Annotated in this window: 20 protein-coding genes; 17 read left to right on the top strand and 3 right to left on the bottom strand. The window is 66.8% G+C overall.

Going from position 1 to position 24,599, the window contains the following annotated elements; all coding sequences use genetic code 11:
• Positions 1 to 200: 200 nt before the first annotated feature.
• Positions 201 to 2,345, bottom strand: a complete 2,145-nt coding sequence (locus ACTRWB_RS12215; RefSeq protein ID WP_343491732.1) for a phosphocholine-specific phospholipase C — start codon at positions 2,343 to 2,345, stop codon at positions 201 to 203.
• Positions 2,346 to 2,613: 268 nt separating this feature from the next.
• Positions 2,614 to 3,474 carry a pyridoxal kinase PdxY gene (pdxY, locus tag ACTRWB_RS12210; RefSeq protein ID WP_048249496.1) on the bottom strand — a complete coding sequence of 287 codons (861 nt, stop codon included), beginning with the start codon at positions 3,472 to 3,474 and terminating at the stop codon, positions 2,614 to 2,616.
• A gap of 171 nt (positions 3,475 to 3,645) precedes the next feature.
• Here pdxY and ACTRWB_RS12205 point away from each other — a divergent pair, with 171 nt between their 5' ends.
• Positions 3,646 to 4,707, top strand: a complete 1,062-nt coding sequence (locus ACTRWB_RS12205) for an alpha/beta fold hydrolase (RefSeq protein ID WP_129514095.1) — start codon at positions 3,646 to 3,648, stop codon at positions 4,705 to 4,707.
• A 36-nt stretch (positions 4,708 to 4,743) separates the two neighbouring features.
• Here the strand turns inward: ACTRWB_RS12205 and ACTRWB_RS12200 are convergent, their stop codons facing one another.
• On the bottom strand, positions 4,744 to 5,742 hold the full coding sequence (locus ACTRWB_RS12200; RefSeq protein WP_193097941.1) for an LLM class flavin-dependent oxidoreductase: 999 nt from the start codon (positions 5,740 to 5,742) through the stop codon (positions 4,744 to 4,746).
• Positions 5,743 to 6,381: 639 nt separating this feature from the next.
• Between ACTRWB_RS12200 and hpnI the strand changes: the two genes are divergently transcribed.
• From hpnI to ACTRWB_RS12120, 16 genes are all read left to right on the top strand, one after another.
• The gene (hpnI, locus tag ACTRWB_RS12195) at positions 6,382 to 7,554 is read left to right on the top strand and encodes a bacteriohopanetetrol glucosamine biosynthesis glycosyltransferase HpnI (RefSeq protein ID WP_446902075.1); all 1,173 of its coding nucleotides are present in this window, start codon (positions 6,382 to 6,384) and stop codon (positions 7,552 to 7,554) included.
• A 158-nt stretch (positions 7,555 to 7,712) separates the two neighbouring features.
• Positions 7,713 to 9,134: a hopanoid biosynthesis associated radical SAM protein HpnJ gene (gene hpnJ / locus ACTRWB_RS12190; protein WP_419686746.1), complete on the top strand. Its 1,422-nt coding sequence runs from the start codon at positions 7,713 to 7,715 to the stop codon at positions 9,132 to 9,134.
• A gap of 3 nt (positions 9,135 to 9,137) precedes the next feature.
• Positions 9,138 to 10,022 carry a hopanoid biosynthesis-associated protein HpnK gene (hpnK, locus tag ACTRWB_RS12185; RefSeq protein WP_446902074.1) on the top strand — a complete coding sequence of 295 codons (885 nt, stop codon included), beginning with the start codon at positions 9,138 to 9,140 and terminating at the stop codon, positions 10,020 to 10,022.
• The gene (locus ACTRWB_RS12180) at positions 10,019 to 11,068 is read left to right on the top strand and encodes a lysylphosphatidylglycerol synthase domain-containing protein (RefSeq protein WP_193097944.1); all 1,050 of its coding nucleotides are present in this window, start codon (positions 10,019 to 10,021) and stop codon (positions 11,066 to 11,068) included. Before hpnK ends, ACTRWB_RS12180 begins: the two co-directional genes overlap by 4 nt.
• 87 nt (positions 11,069 to 11,155) lie before the next feature.
• A complete protein-coding gene (locus ACTRWB_RS12175) occupies positions 11,156 to 11,713 on the top strand; it encodes a hypothetical protein (protein ID WP_419686752.1) in 558 nt (185 codons plus the stop codon).
• A gap of 264 nt (positions 11,714 to 11,977) precedes the next feature.
• Positions 11,978 to 12,667 (top strand): ABC transporter permease, encoded by a 690-nt coding sequence (locus ACTRWB_RS12170; protein WP_129514102.1) that lies wholly within the window; start codon positions 11,978 to 11,980, stop codon positions 12,665 to 12,667.
• Positions 12,664 to 13,377: an ABC transporter permease gene (locus ACTRWB_RS12165; RefSeq protein ID WP_048249484.1), complete on the top strand. Its 714-nt coding sequence runs from the start codon at positions 12,664 to 12,666 to the stop codon at positions 13,375 to 13,377. The genes ACTRWB_RS12170 and ACTRWB_RS12165 overlap by 4 nt, the downstream gene beginning before the upstream one ends.
• A 21-nt stretch (positions 13,378 to 13,398) precedes the next feature.
• Positions 13,399 to 14,199, top strand: coding sequence for an ABC transporter ATP-binding protein (locus ACTRWB_RS12160; RefSeq protein WP_446902073.1), 801 nt, complete (start codon positions 13,399 to 13,401; stop codon positions 14,197 to 14,199).
• Positions 14,200 to 14,221: 22 nt separating this feature from the next.
• Complete coding sequence (locus ACTRWB_RS12155; protein WP_343491728.1) at positions 14,222 to 15,265, top strand: GlxA family transcriptional regulator; 1,044 nt, start codon at positions 14,222 to 14,224, stop codon at positions 15,263 to 15,265.
• A gap of 984 nt (positions 15,266 to 16,249) precedes the next feature.
• Positions 16,250 to 17,482: an aspartate aminotransferase family protein gene (locus tag ACTRWB_RS12150; protein ID WP_446902072.1), complete on the top strand. Its 1,233-nt coding sequence runs from the start codon at positions 16,250 to 16,252 to the stop codon at positions 17,480 to 17,482.
• A 30-nt stretch (positions 17,483 to 17,512) separates the two neighbouring features.
• Positions 17,513 to 18,565 (top strand): arginine/ornithine succinyltransferase subunit alpha, encoded by a 1,053-nt coding sequence (aruF, locus tag ACTRWB_RS12145; protein ID WP_193097950.1) that lies wholly within the window; start codon positions 17,513 to 17,515, stop codon positions 18,563 to 18,565.
• A complete protein-coding gene (gene astA, locus ACTRWB_RS12140; protein ID WP_419686760.1) occupies positions 18,562 to 19,611 on the top strand; it encodes an arginine N-succinyltransferase in 1,050 nt (349 codons plus the stop codon). Before aruF ends, astA begins: the two co-directional genes overlap by 4 nt.
• 7 nt (positions 19,612 to 19,618) lie before the next feature.
• Entirely contained in the window at positions 19,619 to 21,082 is a 1,464-nt protein-coding gene (astD, locus tag ACTRWB_RS12135) for a succinylglutamate-semialdehyde dehydrogenase (protein ID WP_446902071.1), read from the top strand.
• 14 nt (positions 21,083 to 21,096) lie between these two features.
• Entirely contained in the window at positions 21,097 to 22,437 is a 1,341-nt protein-coding gene (gene astB, locus ACTRWB_RS12130; RefSeq protein WP_446902070.1) for an N-succinylarginine dihydrolase, read from the top strand.
• Between the two features lie 7 nt (positions 22,438 to 22,444).
• Positions 22,445 to 23,497: a succinylglutamate desuccinylase gene (gene astE, locus ACTRWB_RS12125; RefSeq protein ID WP_446902373.1), complete on the top strand. Its 1,053-nt coding sequence runs from the start codon at positions 22,445 to 22,447 to the stop codon at positions 23,495 to 23,497.
• 279 nt (positions 23,498 to 23,776) lie between these two features.
• Entirely contained in the window at positions 23,777 to 24,571 is a 795-nt protein-coding gene (locus ACTRWB_RS12120) for an ABC transporter substrate-binding protein (protein WP_446902069.1), read from the top strand.
• The last annotated feature ends 28 nt before the right edge of the window (positions 24,572 to 24,599 follow it).

Raw genomic sequence — 24,599 nt, 5'->3', positions numbered from 1 at the left:
ATATATAGGTCGCCGATATGCACGGGTCTTGGCAATTTGCCGCGCATTCGGTGAGGATTTGCGCATAGCTTCCGCGTGTGCGGTGGCGGCCGGTATCGGGAGTTTCCCGTCGCGAACGGAACGGGCGGGGAGGAGGGGGTACGGCGCGGGGCAGACGCGCGGCGCGACCCGCCGGGGCCGCGCCGCGCTGGGGGATACCGTCAGTCGGACAACGCGTCCGATGCGGCTTGCTCGTCGTGATGCGACGCGGTCGTGCGGATCAGCGGATCGCTGGTGCTCGGGCGGCCGGTCTCGACGTGGCCGGCGAAGCGGCGCTGGAAGCCGAGCGGCTTGCCGTCGCTGATGGTCAGGTCGTACCAGCCGTGGCTGCCGCGCAGGTCCCAGTAGTCGTCGACGTGGGTGCCCGGCTTGAGATCGAACTCGCGCGCATGGCCGTGGCCGTAGGCGTTCGTCACCTTGAGCCGTACCGTCCGGTGGCCGCGGTTCATCAGGCGCAGCGTGATGTTGCCGTTCGCGACGTCGTAGCCGTAGACCACTTCGGGGTTGACGCTCGCCGGCCCGACCGCCGACGCGGCAGGGCTGCGGAAGTGGCAGTAGAAGCCGTTCGGGCCGTACACGTCGAGGTCGTACAGGCCGAGCGACGGCGCGGGGCTCCACGTGTCGGACAGCCGCTTGCCGGCGTCGACCGTATACGCCCACGGGCCGTCGACGCGGTTGCGCGCCTGGACCTGGAACGCCGCGCCCGCGGTGCCGGTGTTCGCGAAGGTCAGCCGGAACTGGCCGCTCGCGTCATCGATCCGCCCGTGCACGAACAGTTCGTACGGCAGCGCGCGTGCCGGACGCAGGCCGTGCTCCTGCTTCGGCAGATGCTGGACGACCGGCGGCACCGGGATGTAGTCGGGGTGCCGGGTGCGGTCCGGCGGCGCGTAGCCGCTCGTGTCCGGGAGCTGCGGCCAGCTTGCGTCGGGTGTCGAGAAGTCGAACGCGGACGTCAGGTTGCCGCACACCGTGCGGCGCCACGGCGACACGTTCGCCGCCGCGACCGCATGCTGCGCGCCGAAGCGTGCCTCGATGAATTGCAGCAGCGACGTGTGATCGAAGGTCTGCGAGCAGACCCAGCCGCCCTTGGTCCACGGCGACACGACCAGCATCGGCACGCGCGGCCCGAGCCCATACGGGCCGGCCATGTGCGACGCGTCGCCGGCGAACACCTCGTTGGTCGTCGCGACGGTCGACAGCCCGTTGTCGCGCGACTGCGGCGCGAACGGCGGCTGCACGTGGTCGAAGAAGCCGTCGTTTTCGTCGTACGTGATGAACAGCGCGGTCTTGCTCCACACCTCGGGATTCGACACCAGCGCCTGCAGCACCTGCTCGATGTACCACGCGCCGTAGTTCGCGGGCCAGTTCGGGTGCTCGGAATACGCTTCCGGCGCGCAGATCCACGACACCTGCGGCAGCGTGCCGTTCTTCACGTCCTGCTGCAGCACGTCGAACAGCGTGCCGCCGGCGCTGATGTTGGTGCCGGTGCGCGCCTTGTCGTACAGCGGCGTGCCGGGCAGCGCGGTGCGGTACTGGTTGAAGTAGAGCAGCGAGTTGTCGCCGTAGTTGCCGATGTACGGGTTCTGCGTCCAGCCCCACGAGCCGTTCGCGTCGAGCCCCGTGCCGATGTCCTGGTAGATCTTCCACGACACGCCGGCCTGCTCGAGCACTTCCGGATAGGTCGTCCAGGCGTAGCCCTTTTCCTCGTTGCCGAGCACCGGGCCGCCGCCCGTGCCGTCGTTGCCGACGTAGCCGGTCCACATGTAGTAGCGGTTCGGGTCGGTCGAGCTCGGGATCGCGCAGTGGTACGCGTCGCAGATCGTGAACGCGTCGGCGAGCTGGTAGTGGAACGGGATGTCGTCGCGTTTCAGGTACGCCATCGTCGTGGTGCCCTTGTTCGGCACCCACTGGTCGTAGCGGCCCTTGTTCCATGCGGCATGCATGTCCTGCCAGCCGTGCGGCAGGTCCTGCAGGAACTGCAGGCCGAGCTTGTCCGCGCCGGGGTGGAACGGCAGCAGTTCGGCGGGGCCGACCGGCTGGTGAAACACCGACTTGCCGTTCGCGAGGCGCAGCGGGCGCGGATCGCCGAAGCCGCGGACACCGCGCATCGTGCCGAAGTAGTGGTCGAACGAGCGATTCTCCTGCATCAGAATCACGATGTGTTCGATGTCGCGGATCGTGCCGGTGCGGCGGTTCGCGGGAATCGCGAGCGCATCGCGGATCACGGGCGGAAACAGGTTCAGCGCGGCGGCGCCGGCAGTGCCGGCGGCGGCGCGCAGGAAGTCACGACGGTTCGATCGGGTCATGGTCGTTATCGTGTGATAAAGGGGGGAGCCGATTGGCGGGGCCTACGGGAAGGGCGCGCCCGGGTCGCAGGATGCGGCTGCGCCGGTTCGTGCCGCCGCGAGCATAGCGAGAAATCGGTGTCATTCATGTGAAGTCCGGAAACGTTTGCATCCGCGTCGAAGCCGCATCGGGATGCGTCGCGCCAACGGCGGCGTGCGGGAGGAGCGGGTCGGGAAAGCGGGGCGGCGCGCGATCTGCGCCGCTGAAACGGCGGGTGGTGCCGACGCGTCAGGCGTCCGTCACCCACGCGCCGAACCATTCGCTCGGGCGCGCGATTTCGTCCTGCGCGGCGACGAGTTCGAGCTCGTAGCGGCGCGCGTCGTAGGTCGCCTTCACGACCGCGTGCACGGCCGCGAGCGTGTGCTCGAACGCGGCGCGCACGGAGTCGCCGCGCAGCCGGCACGCGACGAAGATCGCGCTGGTCAGGTCGCCGACGCCGACCGGATGGCGCGGAAACGCGTACAGCGGACGCTGGCCGATCCACGCCTCGGTTTCAGTGACGGCGAGCATGTTGAAACGATCGGCCGGGCTGTTGCGGTCGTGCAGGTGCTTGACGAGGATGATTTGCGGGCCGCGGCGGATCAGCGTGCGGCACGCGTCGACGGCTTCGGCGACGGTTTCGATGCGCCGCCCGGCGAGTTTCTGCAGTTCGGTGTGGTTGGGCGACATGCCGTCCGCGAGCGCCGGCATCTCCTGGACCATGTATTCCTCGACGCCGGGTTCGGGCCGGATGCCGCCCGTCTGGCCCATCGCCGGATCGCAGAAGTACCACGCGTTCGGATTCATTGCCTTCACCGTGCGCACGATCTCGGCTGCCGCACGTGCCTGCGGCGGCGAACCGAGGAAGCCGGACAGCACGGCGTCGCAGCGCTTGAGCGCGCCGATCGCGGCGATGCCGTCGACGAGCTGTTCCATCTTCGCGGCATCGATCGCGCTGCCGGCCCAGTGGCCGTACTGCATGTGATTCGACAACTGGACGGTATTGAGCGGCCAGACGTTGACGCCGAGGCGTTGCATCGGAAACACGGCCGCACTGTTGCCGGCATGGCCGTAGATGACGTGCGACTGAATGCTGAGGACGTTTTTCATGGGAATTCGCCTGCACGCGTTTCAGGGTCACGTCACACGATACCCGAGTTCGTCGCGCACGCGGAAGTTGCGCGGCGCCGGTGTTGCGCGCCGTCGTCACGCGACCGCGTAGAATCGCGGGGCGCGGCGCCGTCCGGCTGCCCGCGTGCGTTTCCAATCACCGTGACCGCCATGCTTCCGATTTGCAAGTTGTTGTCTGTCGCGCGCGCTGCCCTGTTTGGCGCGGGCATTGCCTTCGCATGTGCGACCTCCGCGGCCGAGGCCGCCCCGGTGCCCGCCGGCAACGACGGGCCGGTGTACGGCCCGCGGCTGGAAGGCTTCGACTACCCGGAGCCCGTGCATCGCTACGCGTTCACATCGCAGCGCGAAACCCTCGAGATGACGTACATGGACGTGCAGCCGGCACACCCGAACGGCCGCACCGTCGTGCTGCTGCACGGCAAGAACTTCTGCGCGGGGACCTGGGAAGACACGATCGGCGTGCTGAGCCGCGCCGGCTATCGCGTGATCGCCCCGGACCAGATCGGCTTCTGCAAGTCGTCGAAACCCGATCGCTACCAGTACAGCTTCCAGCAGCTTGCGCGCAATACGCACGCGCTGCTGGAATCGATCGGCGTGAAAGCGGCGACGATCGTCGGGCACTCGACGGGCGGGATGCTCGCGATGCGCTATGCGCTGATGTATCCGAAGGCGACCGACCAGCTCGTGCTCGTGAACCCGATCGGCCTGGAGGACTGGAAGGCGCTCGGCGTGCCGCCGCTGTCGGTCGACTACTGGTATGCGCGTGAGCTGAAGACGACGGCCGAAGGCATTCGCCGCTACGAACAGTCGACGTACTACGCGGGCAAGTGGTCGCCGTCGTACGAGCGCTGGGTGCAGATGCTCGCCGGGATGTATCGCGGCGCCGGTCGCGACGCGGTCGCGTGGAACTCCGCGCTGATCTACGACATGATCCTCACGCAGCCGGTGGTCTACGAACTCGGTGCGATTCGCGTGCCGACGCTGCTCATGATCGGCGACAAGGACACGACCGCGATCGGCAAGGACGTCGCGCCGCCCGACGTGCACGCGAAGCTCGGCCACTATCCGGAACTCGCGAAGCGCACGCAGGCGGCGATCCCCGGCGCGCAGCTCGTCGAATTCCCGGCGCTCGGGCACGCGCCGCAGATCCAGGATCCGGACGCATTCCACAAGGCGCTGCTCGACGGGCTGGAAGCCGTGCACCCGCAGTGACGCGGGGCGGGCCGCAGCCCGCCCGCGCCAGTACCGTCAGCGCGCCTCGTTCGCGAGCTCGTCGCGGATCTGCGCGGCCAGTTCGAACGAGCGCAGCCGCGCGGCGTGATCGTAGATCTGCGCGGTGATGATCACTTCGTCGGCGCCCGTCTGCGCGATGCGGTCGCGCAGCTTGTCGCGCACCGTGTCGCGCGAACCGACCGCCGCGAACGACAGCGAATGCGCGACGTTCGCGAGTTCGAGCTCGTTCGCCTCGAGCACGTCGACGGGCGGCGGCAGCTTGCCCGGCGTGCCGCGCCGCAGGTTGATGAACTGCTGCTGCAGCGATGTGAACAGGCGCCGCGCCTCGTCGTCGGTATCGGCCGCGAACACGTTGACCCCGACCATTGCGTGCGGCTTCGGCCATGCGGCCGACGGCCGGTACTGGGCACGATAGATCTCGAGCGCGCGCATCAGGTAATCCGGCGCGAAGTGCGACGCGAACGCGAACGGCAGCCCGAGCATCGCGGCGAGCTGGGCGCTGAACAGGCTCGAACCGAGCAGCCAGACGGGCACGTCGAGCCCCGCGCCGGGCACCGCGCGCACGCGCTGGCCGGGCACCGGCTCCGCAAAGTAGCGCTGCAGTTCGGTGACGTCGTCCGGAAACGAGTCGGCGCTGCCGATCAGGTCGCGGCGCAGCGCGCGCGACGTGGTCTGGTCGGTGCCGGGCGCGCGGCCGAGGCCGAGGTCGATGCGCCCCGGATACAGCGACGCGAGCGTGCCGAACTGCTCGGCGATCACGAGCGGCGCGTGGTTCGGCAGCATGATGCCGCCCGAGCCGACGCGGATCGTCTTCGTGGCGCCCGCGACATGGCCGATCACGACGGCGGTCGCCGCGCTCGCGATGCCGGGCATGTTGTGGTGCTCGGCGAGCCAGTAGCGCTGATAGCCCCAGCGTTCCGCATGCTGCGCGAGATCGACGGTGTTGCGGAAAGCCTGGGAGGCGTCTGCGCCGTCCGGAATGGGGGCGAGATCGAGTACGGAAAACGGAGTCATCGGGTGGCCTTCGAATGGGGGCGCGCGGTGATGCGCTTACGCAACAAATGCCAAGGATTTTGCCAAAGGGTTCCGGAACGTGCTTGCGACGCGCCGATACCCATGCGCCTTTCAGGGGTGCCGGGGCGATTTGGGTCATTGTTGCAAAAATAAAGCTAATCGCCAAAGAATTACCAATCTTTACGGCGATTGGATGTGAATCCGCATCGACCTACAAATTTGCACGAAACGTTTGATTTTCAAGACTGCAATACGCCTGCAAAGCGCTTACGCTAACGTGAACGCGGTTGCGCCCAAATGGTTCTCCGGCAGCACAGCTTTGCCGGAATTGCACCAGTCCGTTTCTCGTAGTGCCGAGCGCGGTATGCCGCAGGCTGCTAAAATCCGGCGCCTGCCCATGTTGTGCCGATGGTAGCCATTCGAGTCTTCCCGCATCCCGTCCGGGCGGCGCGCGAAGATGCGCCAAGCGAAGCCGGGCATGGTCGTACCCGAGGAATGGGTCGTGCCTCCCCCATACACAGACGCTGCTGGAACAAGGAGTCGGGTCGTGCCCGCGTTCGTCGTTGTCGGAATACCGCATCACGCTGAATCACGCTCAAGCGTTCTCCGTGGCGATCAGGTCGCCGGGAGGCGTTGCGCATGACGCAAACCGCAACGCTGCTCGACTGGCTCCTGATCGTGTTCACGCTGGCCGCGGCCGGCTATGCGCTCGTCGCCGCGTTCGCACCGCGGCCGCGCACGCCGCGCACGGCCGCGCGCGACGGCTTCGATCCGGTCAGCGTGCTCAAGCCGCTGTGCGGCGCGGAGCCGCACCTGTACGAAAACCTCGCGACGTTCTGCGAGCAGCGTCATCCGCGGTATGAAGTGCTGTTCGGCGTCCAGTCGGCGGCCGATCCGGCCATTGCCGTCGTCGAGCGGCTGCGCGCCGACTATCCCGAGTGCGACATCACGCTGGTGGTCGATTCGCGCGTGCATGGCAAGAACCTGAAGGTCAGCAACCTGATCAATCTCGCCGAGCGCGCGAAATACGGCCGCATCGTGATCGCGGACAGCGACATCGCGGTGAAGCCCGACTACCTGGAGCGCGTGACGGCACCGCTCGCCGATGCGGCGGTCGGTGTCGTCACGTGCCTGTATCATGCGCGCAGCGTCGGCGGGTTCTGGACGCGGATCGGCGCGCAGTTCGTCGACGCCTGGTTCGCGCCGTCGGTGCGGATCACGCACCTCGGCCGCTCGAGCCGCTTCGGCTTCGGCGCGACGCTCGCGCTGACGCGCGACACGCTCGACCGGATCGGCGGTTTTCTCGCGCTGAAGGACGAGCTGGCCGACGACTTCTGGCTTGCCGAGCTGCCGCGCCGCCTCGGGCGGCGCACCGTGCTGTCGGAAGTCGAGGTCGCGACCGACGTGATCGAACCGTCGTTCGGGCCTTTGTGGCACCGCGAGACGCGCTGGCTGCGCACGATCCGTTCGCTGAACCCGGCTGGTTTCGCGTTCCTGTTCATTACGTTTACGGTGCCGTGGCTCGCGATCGGCGCGGCGCTCGCGCTGCGTCTCGACGGAACTTTCGCCGGCACGCTGGCGGGCGGGGCGGCCGTGGTCGGCGCATTCGGGCGGCTGGTGCTGCACGCGCGCGGCGAGGACGGCTGGCGCGCATTCTGGCGCGATCTGCCGCTCGTCGCGGTACGCGACACGCTGCTCGCGCTCGAGTGGCTCGCGGCCGCGTTCGGCACGCACGTCGTGTGGCGCGGCGCAAGGATGACGGTCGTCGGCGGCGAACGCGCGACGGCGGTGGAAGCGGTGGACGGTCGCTAGGGCCGTTCCCGACCGAACCCGGCCCGAGGGCCGAGACGCGTTGCGCGGCGAGGCCGCGCGGCGTGACATGACAGAGAGGCGGGCGCCGGCAGGGCGGCCCGCGGTTGATTGACTGAATCGTTGTAACGAATCGAACTATGCAGGCTACCGGAGCACTCATGAAAACGCTGTTCTTGCAGGCCCCTTCGTATGACGGCTTCGACGGCGGAGCCGGCTCGCGCTATCAGGCGAAGCGCGAAATCCGTTCCTTCTGGTATCCGACGTGGCTCGCACAGCCGGCCGCGCTCGTGCCGGGCAGCCGCGTCCTCGATGCGCCGGCCGACGGCCTGTCGGTCGAGGAAACGCTGAAGATCGCGAACGACTACGACCTCGTGATCATCCACACGAGCACGCCGTCGTTCCCGACCGACGCGATGTTCGCGCAGGATCTGAAGAAGATGAAGCCGTCGATGCTGGTCGGCATGGTCGGCGCGAAGGTGATGGTCGATCCGCACAACTCGCTGACGGCGAGCGACGCAATCGACTTCGTGTGCCGCGAGGAATTCGACTACACCTGCAAGGAAATCGCCGAAGGCAAGCCGTTCCCCGAGATCAAGGGCTTGAGCTGGCGCGCGAAGGACGGCTCGATCGAGCACAACGAAGCGCGTCCGATCCTCGAGAACATGGACGAACTGCCGTTCGTCGCGCCCATCTACAAGCGCGACCTGAAGATCGACAACTACTTCATCGGCTACCTGAACTACCCGTACGTATCGATCTACACGGGCCGCGGCTGCAAGTCGCGCTGCACGTTCTGCCTGTGGCCGCAGACGGTCAGCGGCCATCGCTACCGCACGCGCTCGGTCGAGAACGTGCTCGCGGAAGCGAAGTGGATCCGCGACAACATGCCGGAAGTGAAGGAACTGATGTTCGACGACGACACCTTCACCGACGACCTGCCGCGCGCCGAAGCCATCGCCATCGGTCTGGGCAAGCTCGGCATCACGTGGTCGTGCAACGCGAAGGCCAACGTGCCGTACAAGTCGCTCAAGGTCATGAAGGAAAACGGCCTGCGCCTGCTGCTGGTCGGCTTCGAATCCGGCGACGACCAGATCCTCGTGAACATCAAGAAGGGCGTGCGCACCGATTTCGCGCGCCGCTTCAGCGCGGACTGCAAGAAGCTCGGCATCAAGATCCACGGCACCTTCATTCTCGGCCTGCCGGGCGAGACGCAGGAAACCATCAAGAAGACGATCGAGTACGCGAAGGAAATCAATCCGCACACGATCCAGGTCTCGCTCGCCGCGCCGTATCCGGGCACGACGCTCTACAAGCAGGCCGTGGAAAACGGCTGGATGGAAGAGAACAAGACCATCAACCTGGTGAGCAAGGAAGGCGTGCAGCTCGCGGCGATCGGCTACGCGCACTTGTCGCGCGACGAGATCTATCACCACCTCGAGCAGTTCTATCGCCAGTTCTACTTCCGTCCGTCGAAGATCTGGGAAATCGTCCGCGAGATGCTGACGAGCTGGGACATGATGAAGCGCCGCCTGCGCGAAGGTGTCGAGTTCTTCCGCTTCCTGCGTGCGCACGAGGCCTGATTCGTGGCGACGCAGCAGGCGGCGCGGGCGCTGATCTTTACCGCGGACGACTTCGGGCTGCACCAGCGCGTCAACGCGGCGGTCGAGCGTGCGCACTGCGACGGCGTGCTGAACGCCGCAAGCCTGATGGTCGGCGCGCCCGCCGCGCAGGATGCGATCGAACGCGCGCGGCGGCTGCCGTCGCTCGCGGTCGGCCTGCATCTCGTCCTCGCGGACGGGCCGGCCACGCTGCCCGCGCATGAAATTCCCGCGCTCGTCGGCCCCGACGGGCGCTTCGGCGACGCGATGGCGAAGGACGGCTGTCGCTTTTTCTTCCTGCCGCACGTGCGTGCGCAGTTGCGCCGCGAGATCCGCGCGCAGTTCGACGCGTTCGCGGCGAGCGGTTTGCCGCTCGACCACGTGAACGCGCACAAGCATTTCCACCTGCATCCGACCGTGCTGTCGCTGATCATCGAGATCGGCCGCGACTACGGGCTGCGTGCGGTGAGGCTGCCGTACGAAACGACCGCGCCCGCGCTGCTCAAGCCGTGGATTGCGCTGGTGCGCGCGCGGCTCGACCGCGCGGGGCTCGCGCACAACGACTACGTGGTCGGGATCGAGCACACGGGTTCGATGGACGAGGCCGTGCTGCTCGACGCGCTCGCGTCGCTGCCGCCGGGTGTCGGCGAGATCTACTGCCATCCGGCCGAGGCCGGCGACGGCCCGATCACGCCGACGATGGCCGGTTACCGTCCGGTCGACGAACTGGATGCGCTGCTGTCGCCGCGCGTCGCGGCCGCGCTGAAGTCTTCGGGTGTCGCGACCGGCGGTTTTGCCGACGTGTTCGGCCAGCCCGCGGCACGGCGGGGCGCGCATGCGCCGCGCGCACCGGGAGCGCAGCCGTCATGACCAAGTGGATCAAGTGGCTCGGCTGGCCGATCGGCATCGGCATCCTGCTCGCGCTGGGGCTGCACGAAGGCGTCGGCGACGTGTCGCAGATGCTCGCGCGCGCTGGTTACGCGCTGCTGTGGCTCGTGCCGTTCCACGCGCTGCCGCTGCTGCTCGATGCGTACGCGTGGCACCTGCTGCTCGACCGGCGCAGTTCGCTGCCGTTCCTGTGGTGGATCGCGACCGTGCGCGAGGCCGTGAACCGGCTGCTGCCCGTGGTCGGGATCGGCGGCGAGCTGGTCGGGATCCGGCTCGCGCGCTGGCAGGTGCCCGACGCGAGCCGCGTGACCGCGTCGGTGATCGTCGAGGTGCTCGTGACGATCGTCGTCCAGTATGCGTTCGCCGCGCTCGGCCTCGTGCTGCTGCTCGCGACGACGGACAACATGGGCGGCGGCACGATCGGCCTCGCGCTGCTGCTGACGCTGCCGCTGCCCGTGCTCGGTGTCGTGCTGATGCGCCGCGGCGGCATCTTCCACGCGATCGAGCGTTTCGCGGGCCGCCTGCTCGGCGATTCGCACCGGCTGCTGCAGGGTGTCGACGGCCGCCGGCTCGACGCCGACATCGACGGGCTGATGTCACGCACGGGCCTGCTGTTCAGCGCGTTCTTCTGGCAACTGGCAGGTTATGTGCTCGGCGCGCTCGAGATCTACTGGGCGCTCGCGCTGCTCGGCCATCCGGTGTCGATCGGCGGCGCGATCGCGATCGAGGCGATGACGCAGGCCGTGCGGCATGCGGCGTTCATGGTGCCCGGCGGCCTCGGCGTGCAGGAGGCGACCGTCGTGCTGCTCGCGCAGATGTTCGGCGTCGACCGCGAGACCGCGCTGTCGCTGGCGCTGGTCAAGCGCGGCCGCGAGGTGCTGTTCGGCTGCCTGGCGCTCGGTTCGTGGCAGCTCGCCGAACTCGTGCGCACGCGCCGCCGCGTCAATGTGCCGCCGGCCGTGCCGCGCGCGCCGCATGCGGCGAGCCGCATGACCGAAACAGAAACCGAAACCGAAACGACGCATTGAACACGAGACGGGCCGCGCGCCCGTCTCGCGCTTTTGGCGCCGCACGGGTATGCTTGCCGCGTGTTTTCTCGACGTGCATTTCTTCCGATGATTTTCCGTTTCCGGCTGCTTCCCGTGACGATGCTGGCCGCCGTGCTGGCGCTGACCGGCTGCGACGACAAGCAAGGTAACCTCGACGTGCAACGCATCAGGGACTTCTTCAATGCGATCAAGCCCGCGCCGCTGCTGCTGAAGGGGCTGAAGGTCGGCGAATCGACCGAGGCCGACGTGCGCGGCACGATGGGCAAGCCCGAGACCGAGCGCGAGTTCACCGACGGCTCGAAGCGCCTCGAATATCCGCGCGGACCGATGGGCAACCAGACGTGGTTCGTCGATCTCGACGCGAACGGGCGCTATACGGGCGCGACGCAGGTGCTGACCGCCGAGAATTTCGCGAAGGTGCGCCCCGGGATGAACGAGGACGAGGTGCGGCGCCTGCTCGGCAAGCCCGGCGACATCGCGCAGTACCCGCTGAAGCCCGAGACGGTCTGGAGCTGGCGCTGGCTCGAGGACGGCGTCAACACCGACGCGTTCTTCAATGTCCATTTCGGCCCGGACGGGCTTGTCTATACGACCTCGCGCTCCGACATCCTGAAGGGGCGGTAAACGGTCGCCGGCGCTATATCGAAAAAGCGACCGGAAAATTGCAAAAAGTCCGCTTCCCTGCGTGTCATCCGACTGTCAGGAAGCGGCTTTTTTCCTTTTGAAACAGCGGCGTAGATTGCGTCGCAAATGGTGGGGCGGGTTGCTGCAACGCAGCAATCGCGCGCAAGGTGATTTGAGGCAATCAATTTCGCTTGCGACTATCCGCGTCAACCCGGCGCGGGACAGGCATACGCGCCGGCATCCATTCCAACTCTGGAGACGCGCGTGTTCCTTTACGGCTTTGGTCCTGTCCTCTGGGCCGGCACCGTGCAGACCATCGAGCTGTCGGTGCTGTCGCTCGCCACTGCGGTGGTGCTGGGGCTGATCGGCGCGGTGGCGAAGCTGTCGCACAACCGGGTGCTGCGAGCGATCGCGACCGGTTATACGACGCTGATCCGCTCGGTGCCCGATCTTGTCCTGATGCTGCTGCTGTTCTACAGCATCCAGATCTGGCTGAACCAGTTCACCGACCTCGTCGGCTGGGACCAGATCGACATCGACCCGTTCGTGGCCGGCGTGCTGACGCTCGGCTTCATATACGGCGCGTACTTCACCGAGACCTTTCGCGGCGCGTTCCTGTCGGTGCCGCGCGGCCAGCTCGAGGCGGGTGCCGCGTACGGGATGAGCGGCGCGCGCGTGTTCGCGCGGATCATGTTTCCTCAGATGATGCGTTTTGCGCTGCCCGGGATCGGGAACAACTGGCAGGTGCTCGTGAAGGCGACCGCGCTGGTGTCGATCATCGGCCTTGCGGACGTCGTGAAGGCCGCGCAGGACGCCGGCAAGAGTACGTTCAACATGTTCTTCTTCATCCTCGTCGCGGCGCTGATCTATCTCGCGATCACGACCGTTTCCAACCTCGTGCTGATCCAGCTCGAGAAGCGTTATTCCATGGGCGTGCGGCACGCAGAACTATGATCGAGATCCTCCAGGAATTCGGCAAGGCGTTCCTTTACTGGGACGGCCAGCGCCTCTCCGGCCTCACGGTGACGCTGTGGCTGCTCGTTGCGTCGATTTCGCTCGGCTTCGTGTGCGCGGTGCCGCTCGCGGTCGCGCGTGTGTCGAGGAAGAAGTGGGTGTCGATGCCCGTGCGGTTCTACACGTACGTGTTCCGCGGCACGCCGCTCTACGTGCAGTTGCTGCTGATGTACACGGGCATGTACAGCCTCGAGTTCGTGCGTTCGCACTCGCTGCTCGACGCGTTCTTCCGCAGCGGCTTCAACTGCGCGATTCTCGCGTTCGCGCTGAATACCTGCGCGTACACGACCGAGATCTTTGCGGGCGCGATCCGCGCGATCCCGCACGGCGAGGTCGAGGCCGCGCGTGCGTACGGGATGACGCCGTTCACGATGTATCGCCGCGTGATCCTGCCGTCGGCGCTGCGTCGTGCGCTGCCGCTGTACAGCAACGAGGTGATCCTGATGCTGCATGCGACGACCGTGGCGTTCACGGCGACCGTGCCCGACATCCTGAAGGTCGCGCGCGACGCCAATTCCGCGACCTACATGGCGTTCCAGTCGTTCGGAATCGCCGCGCTGATCTATCTTGCGGTATCTTTCGCACTCGTCGCGGCGTTTCGCCGTGCGGAGCGCCACTGGCTTGCGTATCTCGCAGCCGGCCGTCATTGATTTCACTTCGAGGAGAGCCAGTTGGCCGAGATCACTCAAACGAGCGCTTCCGCTTCCACCAAGCTTGCGGCGGTCGATATCCACAAGCGCTACGGCGACAACGAGGTGCTCAAGGGCGTGTCGCTGAACGCGAAGGCCGGTGACGTCATCAGCATCATCGGCGCGAGCGGTTCGGGCAAGAGCACGTTCCTGCGCTGCATCAATTTTCTCGAGCGGCCGAATGCGGGGCAGATCGTCGTCGACGGCGAGACCGTGCGCACCAAGACCGACCGGGCCGGTGCGCTCGAGGTCGCCGATCACAAGCAGTTGCAGCGCATCCGCACGAAGCTCGCGATGGTGTTCCAGCACTTCAACCTCTGGGCGCACATGAACGTGCTCGAGAACGTGATGGAAGCGCCGTTGCACGTGCTCGGCATTTCGAAGAAGGAAGCCGAGGATCGCGCACGCGAGTATCTCGAGAAAGTCGGCCTCGCACCGCGCGTAGAGAAGCAGTATCCGTCGCACCTGTCGGGCGGCCAGCAGCAGCGCGTGGCGATTGCGCGCGCGCTCGCGATGCATCCGGACGTGATGCTGTTCGACGAGCCGACGTCGGCGCTCGACCCCGAGCTCGTGGGCGAAGTGCTGAAGGTGATGCAGAAGCTGGCCGAGGAAGGCCGCACGATGATCGTCGTCACGCACGAGATGGGCTTCGCGCGCAACGTGTCGAACCACGTGATGTTCCTGCATCAGGGACGGACCGAGGAAGAGGGCGATCCGAAGGAGGTGCTGGTGCGCCCGCAGAGCGAGCGGCTGAAGCAGTTCCTGTCGGGCAGTCTCAAGTAACGCGACAGGGCGGGTTTCATACGTGGTACCGGTGTCTCGTCCCGCAGGCGCCACCCGCACGACGCAGGTGGCGATCGTTGCATTGCCGCCCGTGTCGATGTCGGGCGTGGGCCCGATCGTCGATGCGCTGAATCTCGCGAACGAGATCGACGGGCGGTTGCTGTATCGCTGGCAGGTCTGTTCGTGGGACGGGCGGCCGGTGCCGCTCGCGGGCGGTGCGCAGTGGCATGCCGATGCGGCGTTCAACGATGCGATCGCGTGCGACTGGCTGATCGTCGTCTCCGAGCGGTTCCAGCAGTTTGCCGATTACCGGCTCTTTCTCGCGAGTCTCGCGCGGGTCGGGCAGCGCACGCCGCTCGTCACCGGTATTCACCACGGCGTGTGGTGGCTCGCGATGGCCGGGCAGCTTTCAGGGTATCGCGTGAGCGTGAACTGGGAGACGTATCAGCAGTTCGCCGAGCAGTTCGAGCGGTCGATCGTCACGCAGCAGATCTTCGAGATCGATCGCGATCGGGCGACCTGTGCCGGCGGGCAGACCACCGTTGATTTCATGCTGGCCGTGATTGGCCGGGAGCATGGCGTCGATCTCGCCGAGAGAATCGCCGATGCGCTCGGTGCGGGGACGTTGCGGAGCGGCGAGGAACGTCAGCGGATTCCTTTTGTGACCGCGCCCGGCGAGCGGCATCCTCAGTTGAACGATGCGTTGCTGCTGATGGAAGCCAATGTCGAGGATCCGTTGACGACGGATGAGATCGCCGAATTGGTCGGCGTTTCGCGCCGACAGTTGGAGCGGTTGTTTCGGCAGTATCTTGGGGCGATGCCGTCGAAGTATTACCTCAATCTTCGGTTGCTCAAGGCTCGGACGCAGTTGCAGCGTACTAGCAAGTCTGTTGTGCAGGTGAGTCTTGCATGTGGGTTCTCTTCTGCTGCGCATTTTTCCAATGCTTATCGGGAGAGGTTTGGGGTGACGCCTCGGGAGGATCGGCGAGCGTGGCTCGAGAAGCAGACTGGCGGCGGTGCGGAGCCCCGGGGCGGCGCGCTTGTTGAGCGCGATGGGAAGGAGTGAGTTTCTGGTGGTTCGCTTTTGTTTGTCGTGAAGCACCTGTGATGGTGTCGGTCTATTAGCGTCGCCCCTGCGCGGGGCGGCGGTTACTTTTCTTTGTCTTGCCAAAGAAAAGTAACCAAAAGAAAGGCGCTCGGACAACGCATGACTTCCCGGTGCCATGGCCCTCTGAGTGGCCCTCGCCTAAGTGTCCGCGCCAGTCACGAAACCGGAGTGGTCCGAGCAATGGTTCTGACACCACTCACCACCCAACAAAGCGGTATACCGCCCGCTAGCTCCATCCTCGCTACGCTCGGCTGCAAGGTACTTCAGGTCGTGCTGCATGCCTCTCTGTTTCTGCCAGACATCACGCCGTAGGGCATTCCCACGATTCACGCCATGCTGGCCAGCTACTTGCATCAGCATTGGCTCAACGATGTTGTGTTGGTCGGCTGCTCGTTTTTCTCTGGAATCACTCATTCATTGCTTCATCGGATTGAGGTGGGGTTGTTTCGTCAGTGGTGCTGGAGGGATGTGTCCCTGTCGGCCGAGCGAAGCGAGGGCGGAGCTAGCGGGCGGTATACCGCTTTGTTGGGTGGTGAGTGGTGTCAGAACCATTGCTCGGACCACTCCGGTTTCGTGACTGGCGCGGACACTTAGGCGAGGGCCACTCAGAGGGCCACGGCACCGGGAGGTCTTGCGTTTTCACAGCGCCTTTCTTTTGGTTACTTTTCTTTGGCAAGACAAAGAAAAGTAACCGCCGCCCCGCGCAGGGGCGACGCTAATAGACCGACACCATCACAGGTGCTTCACGACAAACAAAAGCGAACCACCAAAAAAAACCCAAAAAATACCGACACCCCAAACACGAACTCCCCCGCCGGGAGGGCAAAATAAAGCGAACTATCCGCTTCCGATAGAACCCGTCGCAATTCCGCAAGACGCTTGCGTCACCCTTACCTAAACTTGATCCTGTTGAACCCTCTTACGAAACCGAAAGGAACGACCATGACGACCTCGACCGTGAACCGCCAGACATTCGACGAAGTGATGGTGCCGGTATTTTCCCCCGCCCCGTTCGTGCCGGATCGCGCAGAGGGCTCCCGCGTGTGGGACACGGCCGGCCGCGAATACGTGGATTTCGCATGCGGCATCGCGGTGACGTCCCTCGGTCACGGCCACCCGGAACTGCTGAAGGTCCTGGACGAACAAAGCCGCAAGCTCTGGCACATCGGCAACGGCTACACGAACGAACCGGTGCTGCGCCTCGCGAAGCGCCTCGAATCGCTGACGTTCGCCGACCGCGCATTCTTCGCGAACTCGGGCGCGGAAGCGAACGAAGCAGCACTGAAGCTCGCCCGCCGCGTCGCGTTCGATCGCCACGGCGCCGATAAAGCCGAAATCATCTCGTTCGTGCAGTCGTTCCACGGCCGCACGTTCTTCACGGTCAGCGTCGGCGGCCAGCCGAAATACTCGGAAGGCTTCGGCCCGGTGCCGGCCGGCATCACGCACCTGCCGTACAACGACATCGAAGCCGCGAAGGCAGCGATCGGCCCGCAAACCTGCGCGGTGATCGTTGAACCGGTGCAGGGCGAAGGCGGCGTGATCCCGGCCGATCCGGCGTTCCTGAAGGCGCTGCGCGAAGCGTGCGACGCCAACGGCGCACTGCTGATTTTCGACGAAGTGCAAACGGGCGTCGGCCGCACGGGCCAGTTCTACGCGTACATGGACACGGGCGTCACGCCGGACATCCTGACGACCGCGAAGGCGCTCGGTAACGGCTTCCCGATCGGCGCGATGCTGACGACGAACGAACTGGCCGCGCACTTCAAGGTCGGCGTGCACGGCACGACCTACGGTGGCAACCCGCTCGCGTCGGCGATCGCCGACAAGGTCGTCGAACTGATCGGCGACCCGGAACTGCTCGAAGGCGTGCGCGAACGCAGCGTGCGCCTGAAGGGCGCGCTCGAACGCGTCAACGCACGCTTCGGCATCTTCAAGGACATCCGCGGCAAGGGCCTGCTCGTCGGCGCCGAACTTACCGCCGCGTTCGACGGCCGCGCGAAGGACTTCGTCAATGCAGCAGCCGAGCAAGGCCTGATCATGCTGATCGCCGGCCCGAACGTGCTGCGCTTCGTCCCGTCGCTGGTGATCCCGTTCGACCTGCTCGACGAAGGCGTCAAGCGCTTCGAGACGGCAGTCGAACAAGTGCTCGCCGCGCAGGAAGCCACCGCGCGCTGATCGGCGCACCCATCGCAGACAGGAACGACGATGCTATTTGTTCGCCCCGGCAAACTCACGGATCTCGATGCGCTCGCGCACATGGCGCGCACGGCGCAGCCGGTCCTGCACTCGCTGCCGCACGACCGCGCGGCGCTCGAAGCGCGTGTGGCGCTTTCCGAGGATTCGTTTCGCGCGGACGTCGACTTCGCCGGCGAGGAGTTCTACCTCTTCGTGCTGGAGGATTCGACGACGGGCAAGCTGCTCGGCACGGCGAGCATCGTGGCCGCGGCCGGCTACTCGGAACCGTTCTACGCGTTCCGCAACGACGCACTGATCCACGCGTCGCGCGAGCTGCACGTGAACCGCAAGATCCACGCGCTCACGATGTCGCACGAGCTGACCGGCAAGAGCCGGCTCGCCGGCTTCTACGTCGATCCGTCGCTGCGCGGCGACGCGGCCGCGCACCTGATCTCGCGCGCACGGATGATGTACATCGCCGCGAACCGCCGCCGCTTCACGCCCGAAGTGTTCACGCTGCTGCTCGGCGTGAGCGACGGCAACGGTGCATCGCCGTTCTGGGAAGCGGTGGGCCGCAAGTTCTTCGGCCGCGACTTCACCGACGTCGACATCGCGTCGGGCGGGCGCAGCCGCACGTTCATCGCGGAAGTGATGCCGGCCTATCCGCTCTACGTGCCGCTGCTGCCGGAAGCCGCGCAGCGCGTGCTCGGCGAGCCGAACGAGACGGCACTGCTCGCGTACGACATCCATCTCGAGGAAGGCTTCGAGCCCGACCGCTTCGTCGACATCTTCGACGCGGGCCCGGTGCTGACTGCGCAGGTCGACCGCACCGCGTGCGTGAAGCACGGCGCCGAGCGCACCGTGCGCGAAGCCGCGCGCGAACAGGGCGACGTCGCATACATGGTGTCGACGGGCAGCGGCGAATCGTTCCGCTGCGTGCTGACCGACCTGCCGGGCGAGACGGGTGACGCGCCGCTGGCCGGCGACGTGCGCGCGGCGCTCGACGTGAAGGACGGCGATGTCGTGCGCTGTGTGCCGCTGCACCGCCGCGACGATGAAGATTTGAAGGGAGACGCAGCATGATCGTCGTTCGGGTCGTACAAACGGGCGACGTCGATGCGCTCGTGTCGCTCGCGAAGGAAACCGGGCCGGGCCTGACCACGTTCAAGCCCGACCGCGACGCGCTTGCCGCGCGCATCGAACGCACGCGCCGCACGCTCGCGGGCGAGGCCGAGCCCGGCGAGGCCGGCTACTTCTTCGTGATGGAAGAATCGAAGACGGGCGACATCGCGGGCGTGTGCGGAATCGAGTCGCAGGTCGGCCTCGAACAGCCGTTCTACAACTACCGCGTGAGCACGGTCGTGCACGCGAGCCAGGAGCTCGGCGTGTGGACCCGGATGTCCGCGCTGAACATCTCGCACGACCTGACCGGTTACGCGGAAGTGTGCTCGCTGTTCCTCAGCCCGCGCTATCGCACGGGCGGCGTCGGCGGCCTGCTGTCGCGCTCGCGCTTCATGTTCATCGCGCAGTTCCGCGACCGTTTCCCGGAACGCATCTGCGCGGAACTGCGCGGCCACTTCGACGAAGACGGCACGTCGCCGTTCTGGCGCGCGGTCGGTTCGCACTTCTACCAGATCGATTTCAACGCGGCCGACTATCTCAGCTCGCACGGCCGCAAGTCGTTCCTCGCGGAACTGATGCCGCGCTACCCCGTGTACGTCGATCTGCTGCCGCAGGACGCGCAGGATGCGGTCGGCCTCACGCACCGCGACACGCTGCCCGCCCGCAAGATGCTCGAAGCGGAAGGGCTGCGCTACCAGAATCACGTCGACATCTTCGACGCGGGTCCCGTGCTCGAATGCCACGTGAACGACCTGCGCACGGTGCGCGAGAGCGTCGTCGTGCCGGTCGCGATCGGTGTGCCCGAAGCAGGGGCCGGCCATCCGGAAGGCGAGCGCCCGCCGACGTCGCTGGTGTCGAACACGTCGCTCACCGATTTCCGCGTCGGCGTCGCGCCGGGCGTGGTCGCGAACGGCGCGTTCGTGCTGTCGGCCGACGATGCCGCCGCGCTCGACGTGAAGGCCGGCGATCCGGTCCGCGTGCTGCCGCTCAAAGTCAAACAGGGATAAACGAATCATGACGGAACTCTTCATCGACGGCGCCTGGGTCGCAGGCTCGGGCCCCGTCTTCGCTTCGCGCAACCCGGGCACCGACGAAATCGCGTGGCAGGGCGAAAGCGCGTCGGCGGCCGACGTCGACCGCGCGGTCGCGAGCGCGCGCCGCGCATTCGCCGGCTGGTCGGCGCTCGACTTCGAATCGCGCTGCGCGATCGCCAAACGCTTCGCGGCATTGCTCAACGAGCGCAAGGAAGCGATCGCGACCGCGATCGGCCGTGAGACGGGCAAGCCGCTGTGGGAAGCGCGCACCGAAGTCGCGTCGATGGCCGCGAAGGTCGGCATTTCGATCCAGGCGTACCAGGAACGCACGGGCGAGAAGCGCCAGGACATGGCCGACGGCGTCGCGGTGCTGCGCCACCGTCCGCACGGGGTCGTCGCGGTGTTCGGCCCGTACAACTTCCCCGGCCATTTGCCGAACGGCCATATCGTGCCCGCGCTGATCGCCGGCAACGCAGTGGTGTTCAAGCCGTCGGAGCTCGCACCGGGCGTCGCGCGCGCGACGGTCGAGGTGTGGAAAGATGCCGGGCTGCCGGACGGCGTGCTGAACCTCGTACAGGGCGAGAAGGACACGGGCATCGCGCTCGCGAATCATCGGCAGATCGACGGACTGTTCTTCACGGGCAGTTCGGACACCGGCACGCTGCTGCACAAGCAGTTCGGCGGCTGTCCGGAAATCGTGCTCGCGCTCGAGATGGGCGGCAACAACCCGCTCGTGATCGGCGAAGTTGAAGACGTTGACGCGGCCGTGCATCACACGATTCAGTCGGCGTTCCTGTCGGCCGGCCAGCGCTGCACGTGCGCGCGCCGCATCTTCGTGCCGCAGGGCGCGTTCGGCGACCGCTTCCTCGCGCGCTTCGCCGACGTCACGTCGAAGATCACGGCCGACGTGTTCGACGCCGATCCGCAGCCGTTCATGGGCGCGGTGATCTCGGCCCGCGCGGCCGCGAAGCTCGTCGACGCGCAGTCGCGCCTGATCGAGCAGGGCGCGAAGCCGATCATCGCGATGACGCAGCGCGATCCGCGCCTCGGTTTCGTGAACGCGGCGATCGTCGACGTGACGGGCGTGGCCAGCCTGCCCGATGAAGAACACTTCGGCCCGCTCGCGCAGATCGTGCGCTACGCGACGTTCGACGAAGCGATCGAGCGCGCGAACGACACGGCGTTCGGCCTGTCCGCCGGCCTGCTCGCCGACGACGCGCACGCGTGGGAACACTTCCGCCGCACGATTCGCGCCGGGATCGTCAACTGGAACCGGCCGACCAACGGCGCGTCGTCCGCCGCGCCGTTCGGCGGCACGGGCCGCTCGGGCAACCATCGCCCGAGCGCGTACTACGCGGCCGACTATTGCGCGTTTCCGATGGCGTCGGTGGAAAGCACGCAACTGACCTTGCCCGCGAGCCTGTCGCCGGGCCTGCATTTCTGATCGAGGGAGCGACGATGAACGCACAAGAAGCCAATTTCGACGGACTCGTCGGCCCGACCCACAACTACGCCGGGCTGTCGTTCGGCAACGTGGCGTCGCTCAACAACGAGAAGTCGGCCGCGAATCCGAAGGCCGCCGCGAAGCAGGGGCTGCGCAAGATGAAGCAGCTCGCGGATCTCGGTTTCGCGCAGGGCGTGCTGCCGCCGCAGGAGCGGCCGTCGCTGCGCCTGCTGCGCGAGCTCGGCTTCTCGGGCAAGGACGCGGACGTGATCGCGAAGGCCGCGAAGCAGGCACCCGAACTGCTGGCCGCGGCGAGCTCGGCATCGGCGATGTGGACCGCGAACGCGGCCACCGTCAGCCCGTCGGCCGACACGAGCGACGGTCGCGTGCACTTCACGCCGGCGAACCTGTGCAGCAAGCTGCATCGCGCGATCGAGCACGACGCGACGCGCCGCACGTTGTCGACGCTGTTCGCCGATCCCGCGCACTTCGCGGTGCACGAAGCGCTGACGGGCACGCCGGCGCTTGGTGACGAAGGCGCGGCGAACCACACGCGCTTTTGCGCCGAATACGACAAGCCGGGCATCGAGTTCTTCGTGTACGGCCGCGCGGAGTACCGCCGCGGCCCCGAGCCGAAGCGCTTCCCGGCACGCCAGACCTTCGAGGCGAGCCGCGCGGTCGCGCATCGCCACGGGCTCGCCGAAGAAGCGACGGTCTATGCGCAGCAGGATCCGGACGTGATCGACGCGGGCGTGTTCCACAACGACGTGATCTCGGTCGGCAATCGCGACACGCTGTTCACGCACGAGCGCGCGTTCGTCAACAAGCAGGCGATCTACGACACGCTGACCGCCGCGCTCGACGCACGCGGTGCGCGTCTGAACGTGATCGAGGTGCCCGAGGCCGCCGTAAGCGTGAACGACGCGGTGACGTCGTATCTGTTCAACAGCCAGCTGCTGTCGCGCGCGGACGGCTCGCAGGTGCTCGTCGTGCCGCAGGAATGCCGCGAGAACGCGAACGTCGCGGCCTATCTCGACCGTCTCGCGGCCGGCAACGGCCCGATTCACGACGTGCTCGTGTTCGACCTGCGCGAAAGCATGAAGAACGGCGGCGGCCCCGCGTGCCTGCGCCTGCGCGTCGTGCTGAACGAAGCCGAGCGCGCGGCCGTCACGTCAAACGTGTGGATCAACGACACGCTGTTCGCGTCGCTCGACGCGTGGATCGACAAGCACTATCGTGATCGCCTCGCGCCGGGAGACCTCGCCGATCCGGCGCTGCTCGAGGAATCGCGCACGGCGCTCGACGAACTCACGCAGATCCTGCGCGTCGGTTCGCTGTATGACTTCCAGCGCTGAGGCACGGATGCCGGCCACCGCGCTGCTCGACGACTTTCTCGCGTTCACGCTGGCCGGCGGCGCGCCGGCCGTGACGGACGGCGCCTGCGCGGGCGGCGCGGTGCGCTGGTCATGGCTCGGCGACGGGCTGCTCGCGCTCGAGCCGGCGGCGGTCACCGACGCGGCGCGTGCGAGCGTGCTCGTGTCGGCCGGCGTGCACGGCGACGAGACCGCGCCGATCGAACTGCTGACGATGCTCGTGCGCGATCTCGCGTCGGGCGCGCTGCCGCTCGCGTGCCGGCTGCTCGTCGTGCTCGGCAACGTGCCGGCGATGCGCGCCGGCGAACGGTATCTCGACGACGACCTGAACCGCCTGTTCAGCGGTCGTCACACGCAGGTGCCCGCGAGCCGCGAAGCGCCACGCGCCGCGCAGCTCGAAGCGGCCGCTGCCGCGTTCTTCGCGGCGGCGCCGGCGGGCCGCGCGCGCTGGCACATCGACATGCATACGGCGATCCGCGCGTCGGTATTCGAGCAGTTCGCGCTGCTGCCGCACACGGGCACGCCGCCGACGCGCACGATGGTCGAATGGCTCGGCGATGCGCGCATCGCGGCCGTGCTGCTGCATACCGCGAAGGGCAACACGTATTCGCATTTCACGGCCGAGCACTGCGATGCGCTGGCGTGCACGCTGGAACTCGGCAAGGTGCGCCCGTTCGGCCAGAACGACCTGACGCGCTTCGCGCCGACCGATCGCGCGGTGCGCAAGCTGGTGTCGGGAGCGTCGGCCGGGCATCCGCCGGGCAGCGATCCGCAGGACGCCGCCGCGTTGCCGCGCGTGTTCACGGTGATCGACCAGATCACGAAGCAGAGCGACGCGCTCGAACTGTTCGTCGCGGCCGACGTCGCGAACTTCACCGCGTTCGCGCGCGGCACGGTGCTCGCGCAGGACGGCGACTACCGCTACACGGTGACGCACGACGAGGAACGGATCGTGTTCCCGAACCCGAGCGTGAAGCCGGGCCTGCGTGCGGGCCTGCTCGTCATCGACACGACGCGCGAGACGATCGCGGCGCTCGTCTGACCCATCGGCGCGGCCGCGGAGCAGTGCGGCCGCGCTTGCGTATTTGCGACATCGTCTTGCAAGTTCCGCGGCCGGCCCCGGCCGGCGTCGTGTGCGCACCGCAGCATCGCGCGCTGACGGCCGCTTTGCCATACCGGGCCGCGCGGATTGGTACAATCGCGGCCTTGCGGCTGTTGCGCCGCATCACGGCGCGGCAGCCGCATTGTCCTGGTCATCTGGCCCTGCAATGATGTCCGCGCCCGTAGTTCCGGAACATTCGAGTATCGAGGAGAGCACCTGATGAAGTTGGATTGGCGTAAAGTGGCCGCGCATGCGGTGGTGGCGGCATCGGCCGTGGCGGCAGGCAGCGCGTTTGCCGCGGATCTGAAAGAGATCCGGTTCGGCGTCGAGGCCTCGTATGCACCGTTCGAATTCAAGACGCCCGACGGCAAGCTGACCGGCTTCGACATCGACATCGGCAACGCGGTGTGCGCGAAGCTGAAGACGAAGTGCGTGTGGGTCGAGAACGACTTCGACGGCCTGATCCCCGCGTTGCAGGCGCGCAAGTTCGACGCGATCAACTCGGACATGACGATCACCGACCAGCGCAAGCACGCGATCGCGTTCACCGATCCGATCTACACGATTCCGAACCAGCTGATCGCGAAGCAGGGCAGCGGCCTGCTGCCGACCCCGCAATCGCTGAAGGGCAAGCGCGTCGGCGTGCTGCAGGGCACGATCCAGGAAGCGTATGCGAAGAAGAAGTGGGCGCCGGCAGGCGTCGAAGTCGTGCCGTACCAGACGCAGGATCTGGCGTATGCCGACCTGAAGTCGGGCCGTCTCGATGCGACGTTCCAGGATTCGGAAGCCGGTTCGAAGGGCTTCCTGACGAAGCCGCAGGGCCAGGGCTTCGCATTCGCGGGCAGCACGGTCAGCGATACCGAGATCCTCGGCTCGGGCGTCGGTTTCGGTCTGCGCAAGAACGACGCGGCGCTGAAGACCGCGCTCGATCAGGCGCTGAAGGACCTGAAGGCCGACGGCACGATCGACAACCTCGCGAAGAAGTACTTCAGCGTGCCCGTGACGCTCAAGTAAGCGTTTCGTTTTATCGCACGATGCAGCC

Source organism: Burkholderia sp. YIM B11467 (assembly GCF_052952715.1).
The sequence above is the reverse complement of the archived record's forward strand: the minus strand, read 5'-3'. Positions and strand labels throughout refer to the sequence as shown.

Excerpts from the sequence above, each read along its gene's own strand:
- astE (WP_446902373.1), top strand. The coding sequence starts at position 22,445 with ATGCCGGCCACCGCGCTGCTCGACGACTTTCTCGCGTTCACGCTGGCC.
- hpnI (WP_446902075.1), top strand. The coding sequence starts at position 6,382 with ATGACGCAAACCGCAACGCTGCTCGACTGGCTCCTGATCGTGTTCACG.
- ACTRWB_RS12215 (WP_343491732.1), bottom strand. The coding sequence starts at position 2,345 with ATGACCCGATCGAACCGTCGTGACTTCCTGCGCGCCGCCGCCGGCACT.
- astB (WP_446902070.1), top strand. The coding sequence starts at position 21,097 with ATGAACGCACAAGAAGCCAATTTCGACGGACTCGTCGGCCCGACCCAC.
- aruF (WP_193097950.1), top strand. The coding sequence starts at position 17,513 with ATGCTATTTGTTCGCCCCGGCAAACTCACGGATCTCGATGCGCTCGCG.
- hpnJ (WP_419686746.1), top strand. The coding sequence starts at position 7,713 with ATGAAAACGCTGTTCTTGCAGGCCCCTTCGTATGACGGCTTCGACGGC.
- ACTRWB_RS12175 (WP_419686752.1), top strand. The coding sequence starts at position 11,156 with ATGATTTTCCGTTTCCGGCTGCTTCCCGTGACGATGCTGGCCGCCGTG.
- ACTRWB_RS12180 (WP_193097944.1), top strand. The coding sequence starts at position 10,019 with ATGACCAAGTGGATCAAGTGGCTCGGCTGGCCGATCGGCATCGGCATC.
- ACTRWB_RS12200 (WP_193097941.1), bottom strand. The coding sequence starts at position 5,742 with ATGACTCCGTTTTCCGTACTCGATCTCGCCCCCATTCCGGACGGCGCA.
- ACTRWB_RS12120 (WP_446902069.1), top strand. The coding sequence starts at position 23,777 with ATGAAGTTGGATTGGCGTAAAGTGGCCGCGCATGCGGTGGTGGCGGCA.
- ACTRWB_RS12165 (WP_048249484.1), top strand. The coding sequence starts at position 12,664 with ATGATCGAGATCCTCCAGGAATTCGGCAAGGCGTTCCTTTACTGGGAC.
- ACTRWB_RS12205 (WP_129514095.1), top strand. The coding sequence starts at position 3,646 with ATGCTTCCGATTTGCAAGTTGTTGTCTGTCGCGCGCGCTGCCCTGTTT.
- astD (WP_446902071.1), top strand. The coding sequence starts at position 19,619 with ATGACGGAACTCTTCATCGACGGCGCCTGGGTCGCAGGCTCGGGCCCC.
- ACTRWB_RS12150 (WP_446902072.1), top strand. The coding sequence starts at position 16,250 with ATGACGACCTCGACCGTGAACCGCCAGACATTCGACGAAGTGATGGTG.
- astA (WP_419686760.1), top strand. The coding sequence starts at position 18,562 with ATGATCGTCGTTCGGGTCGTACAAACGGGCGACGTCGATGCGCTCGTG.
- pdxY (WP_048249496.1), bottom strand. The coding sequence starts at position 3,474 with ATGAAAAACGTCCTCAGCATTCAGTCGCACGTCATCTACGGCCATGCC.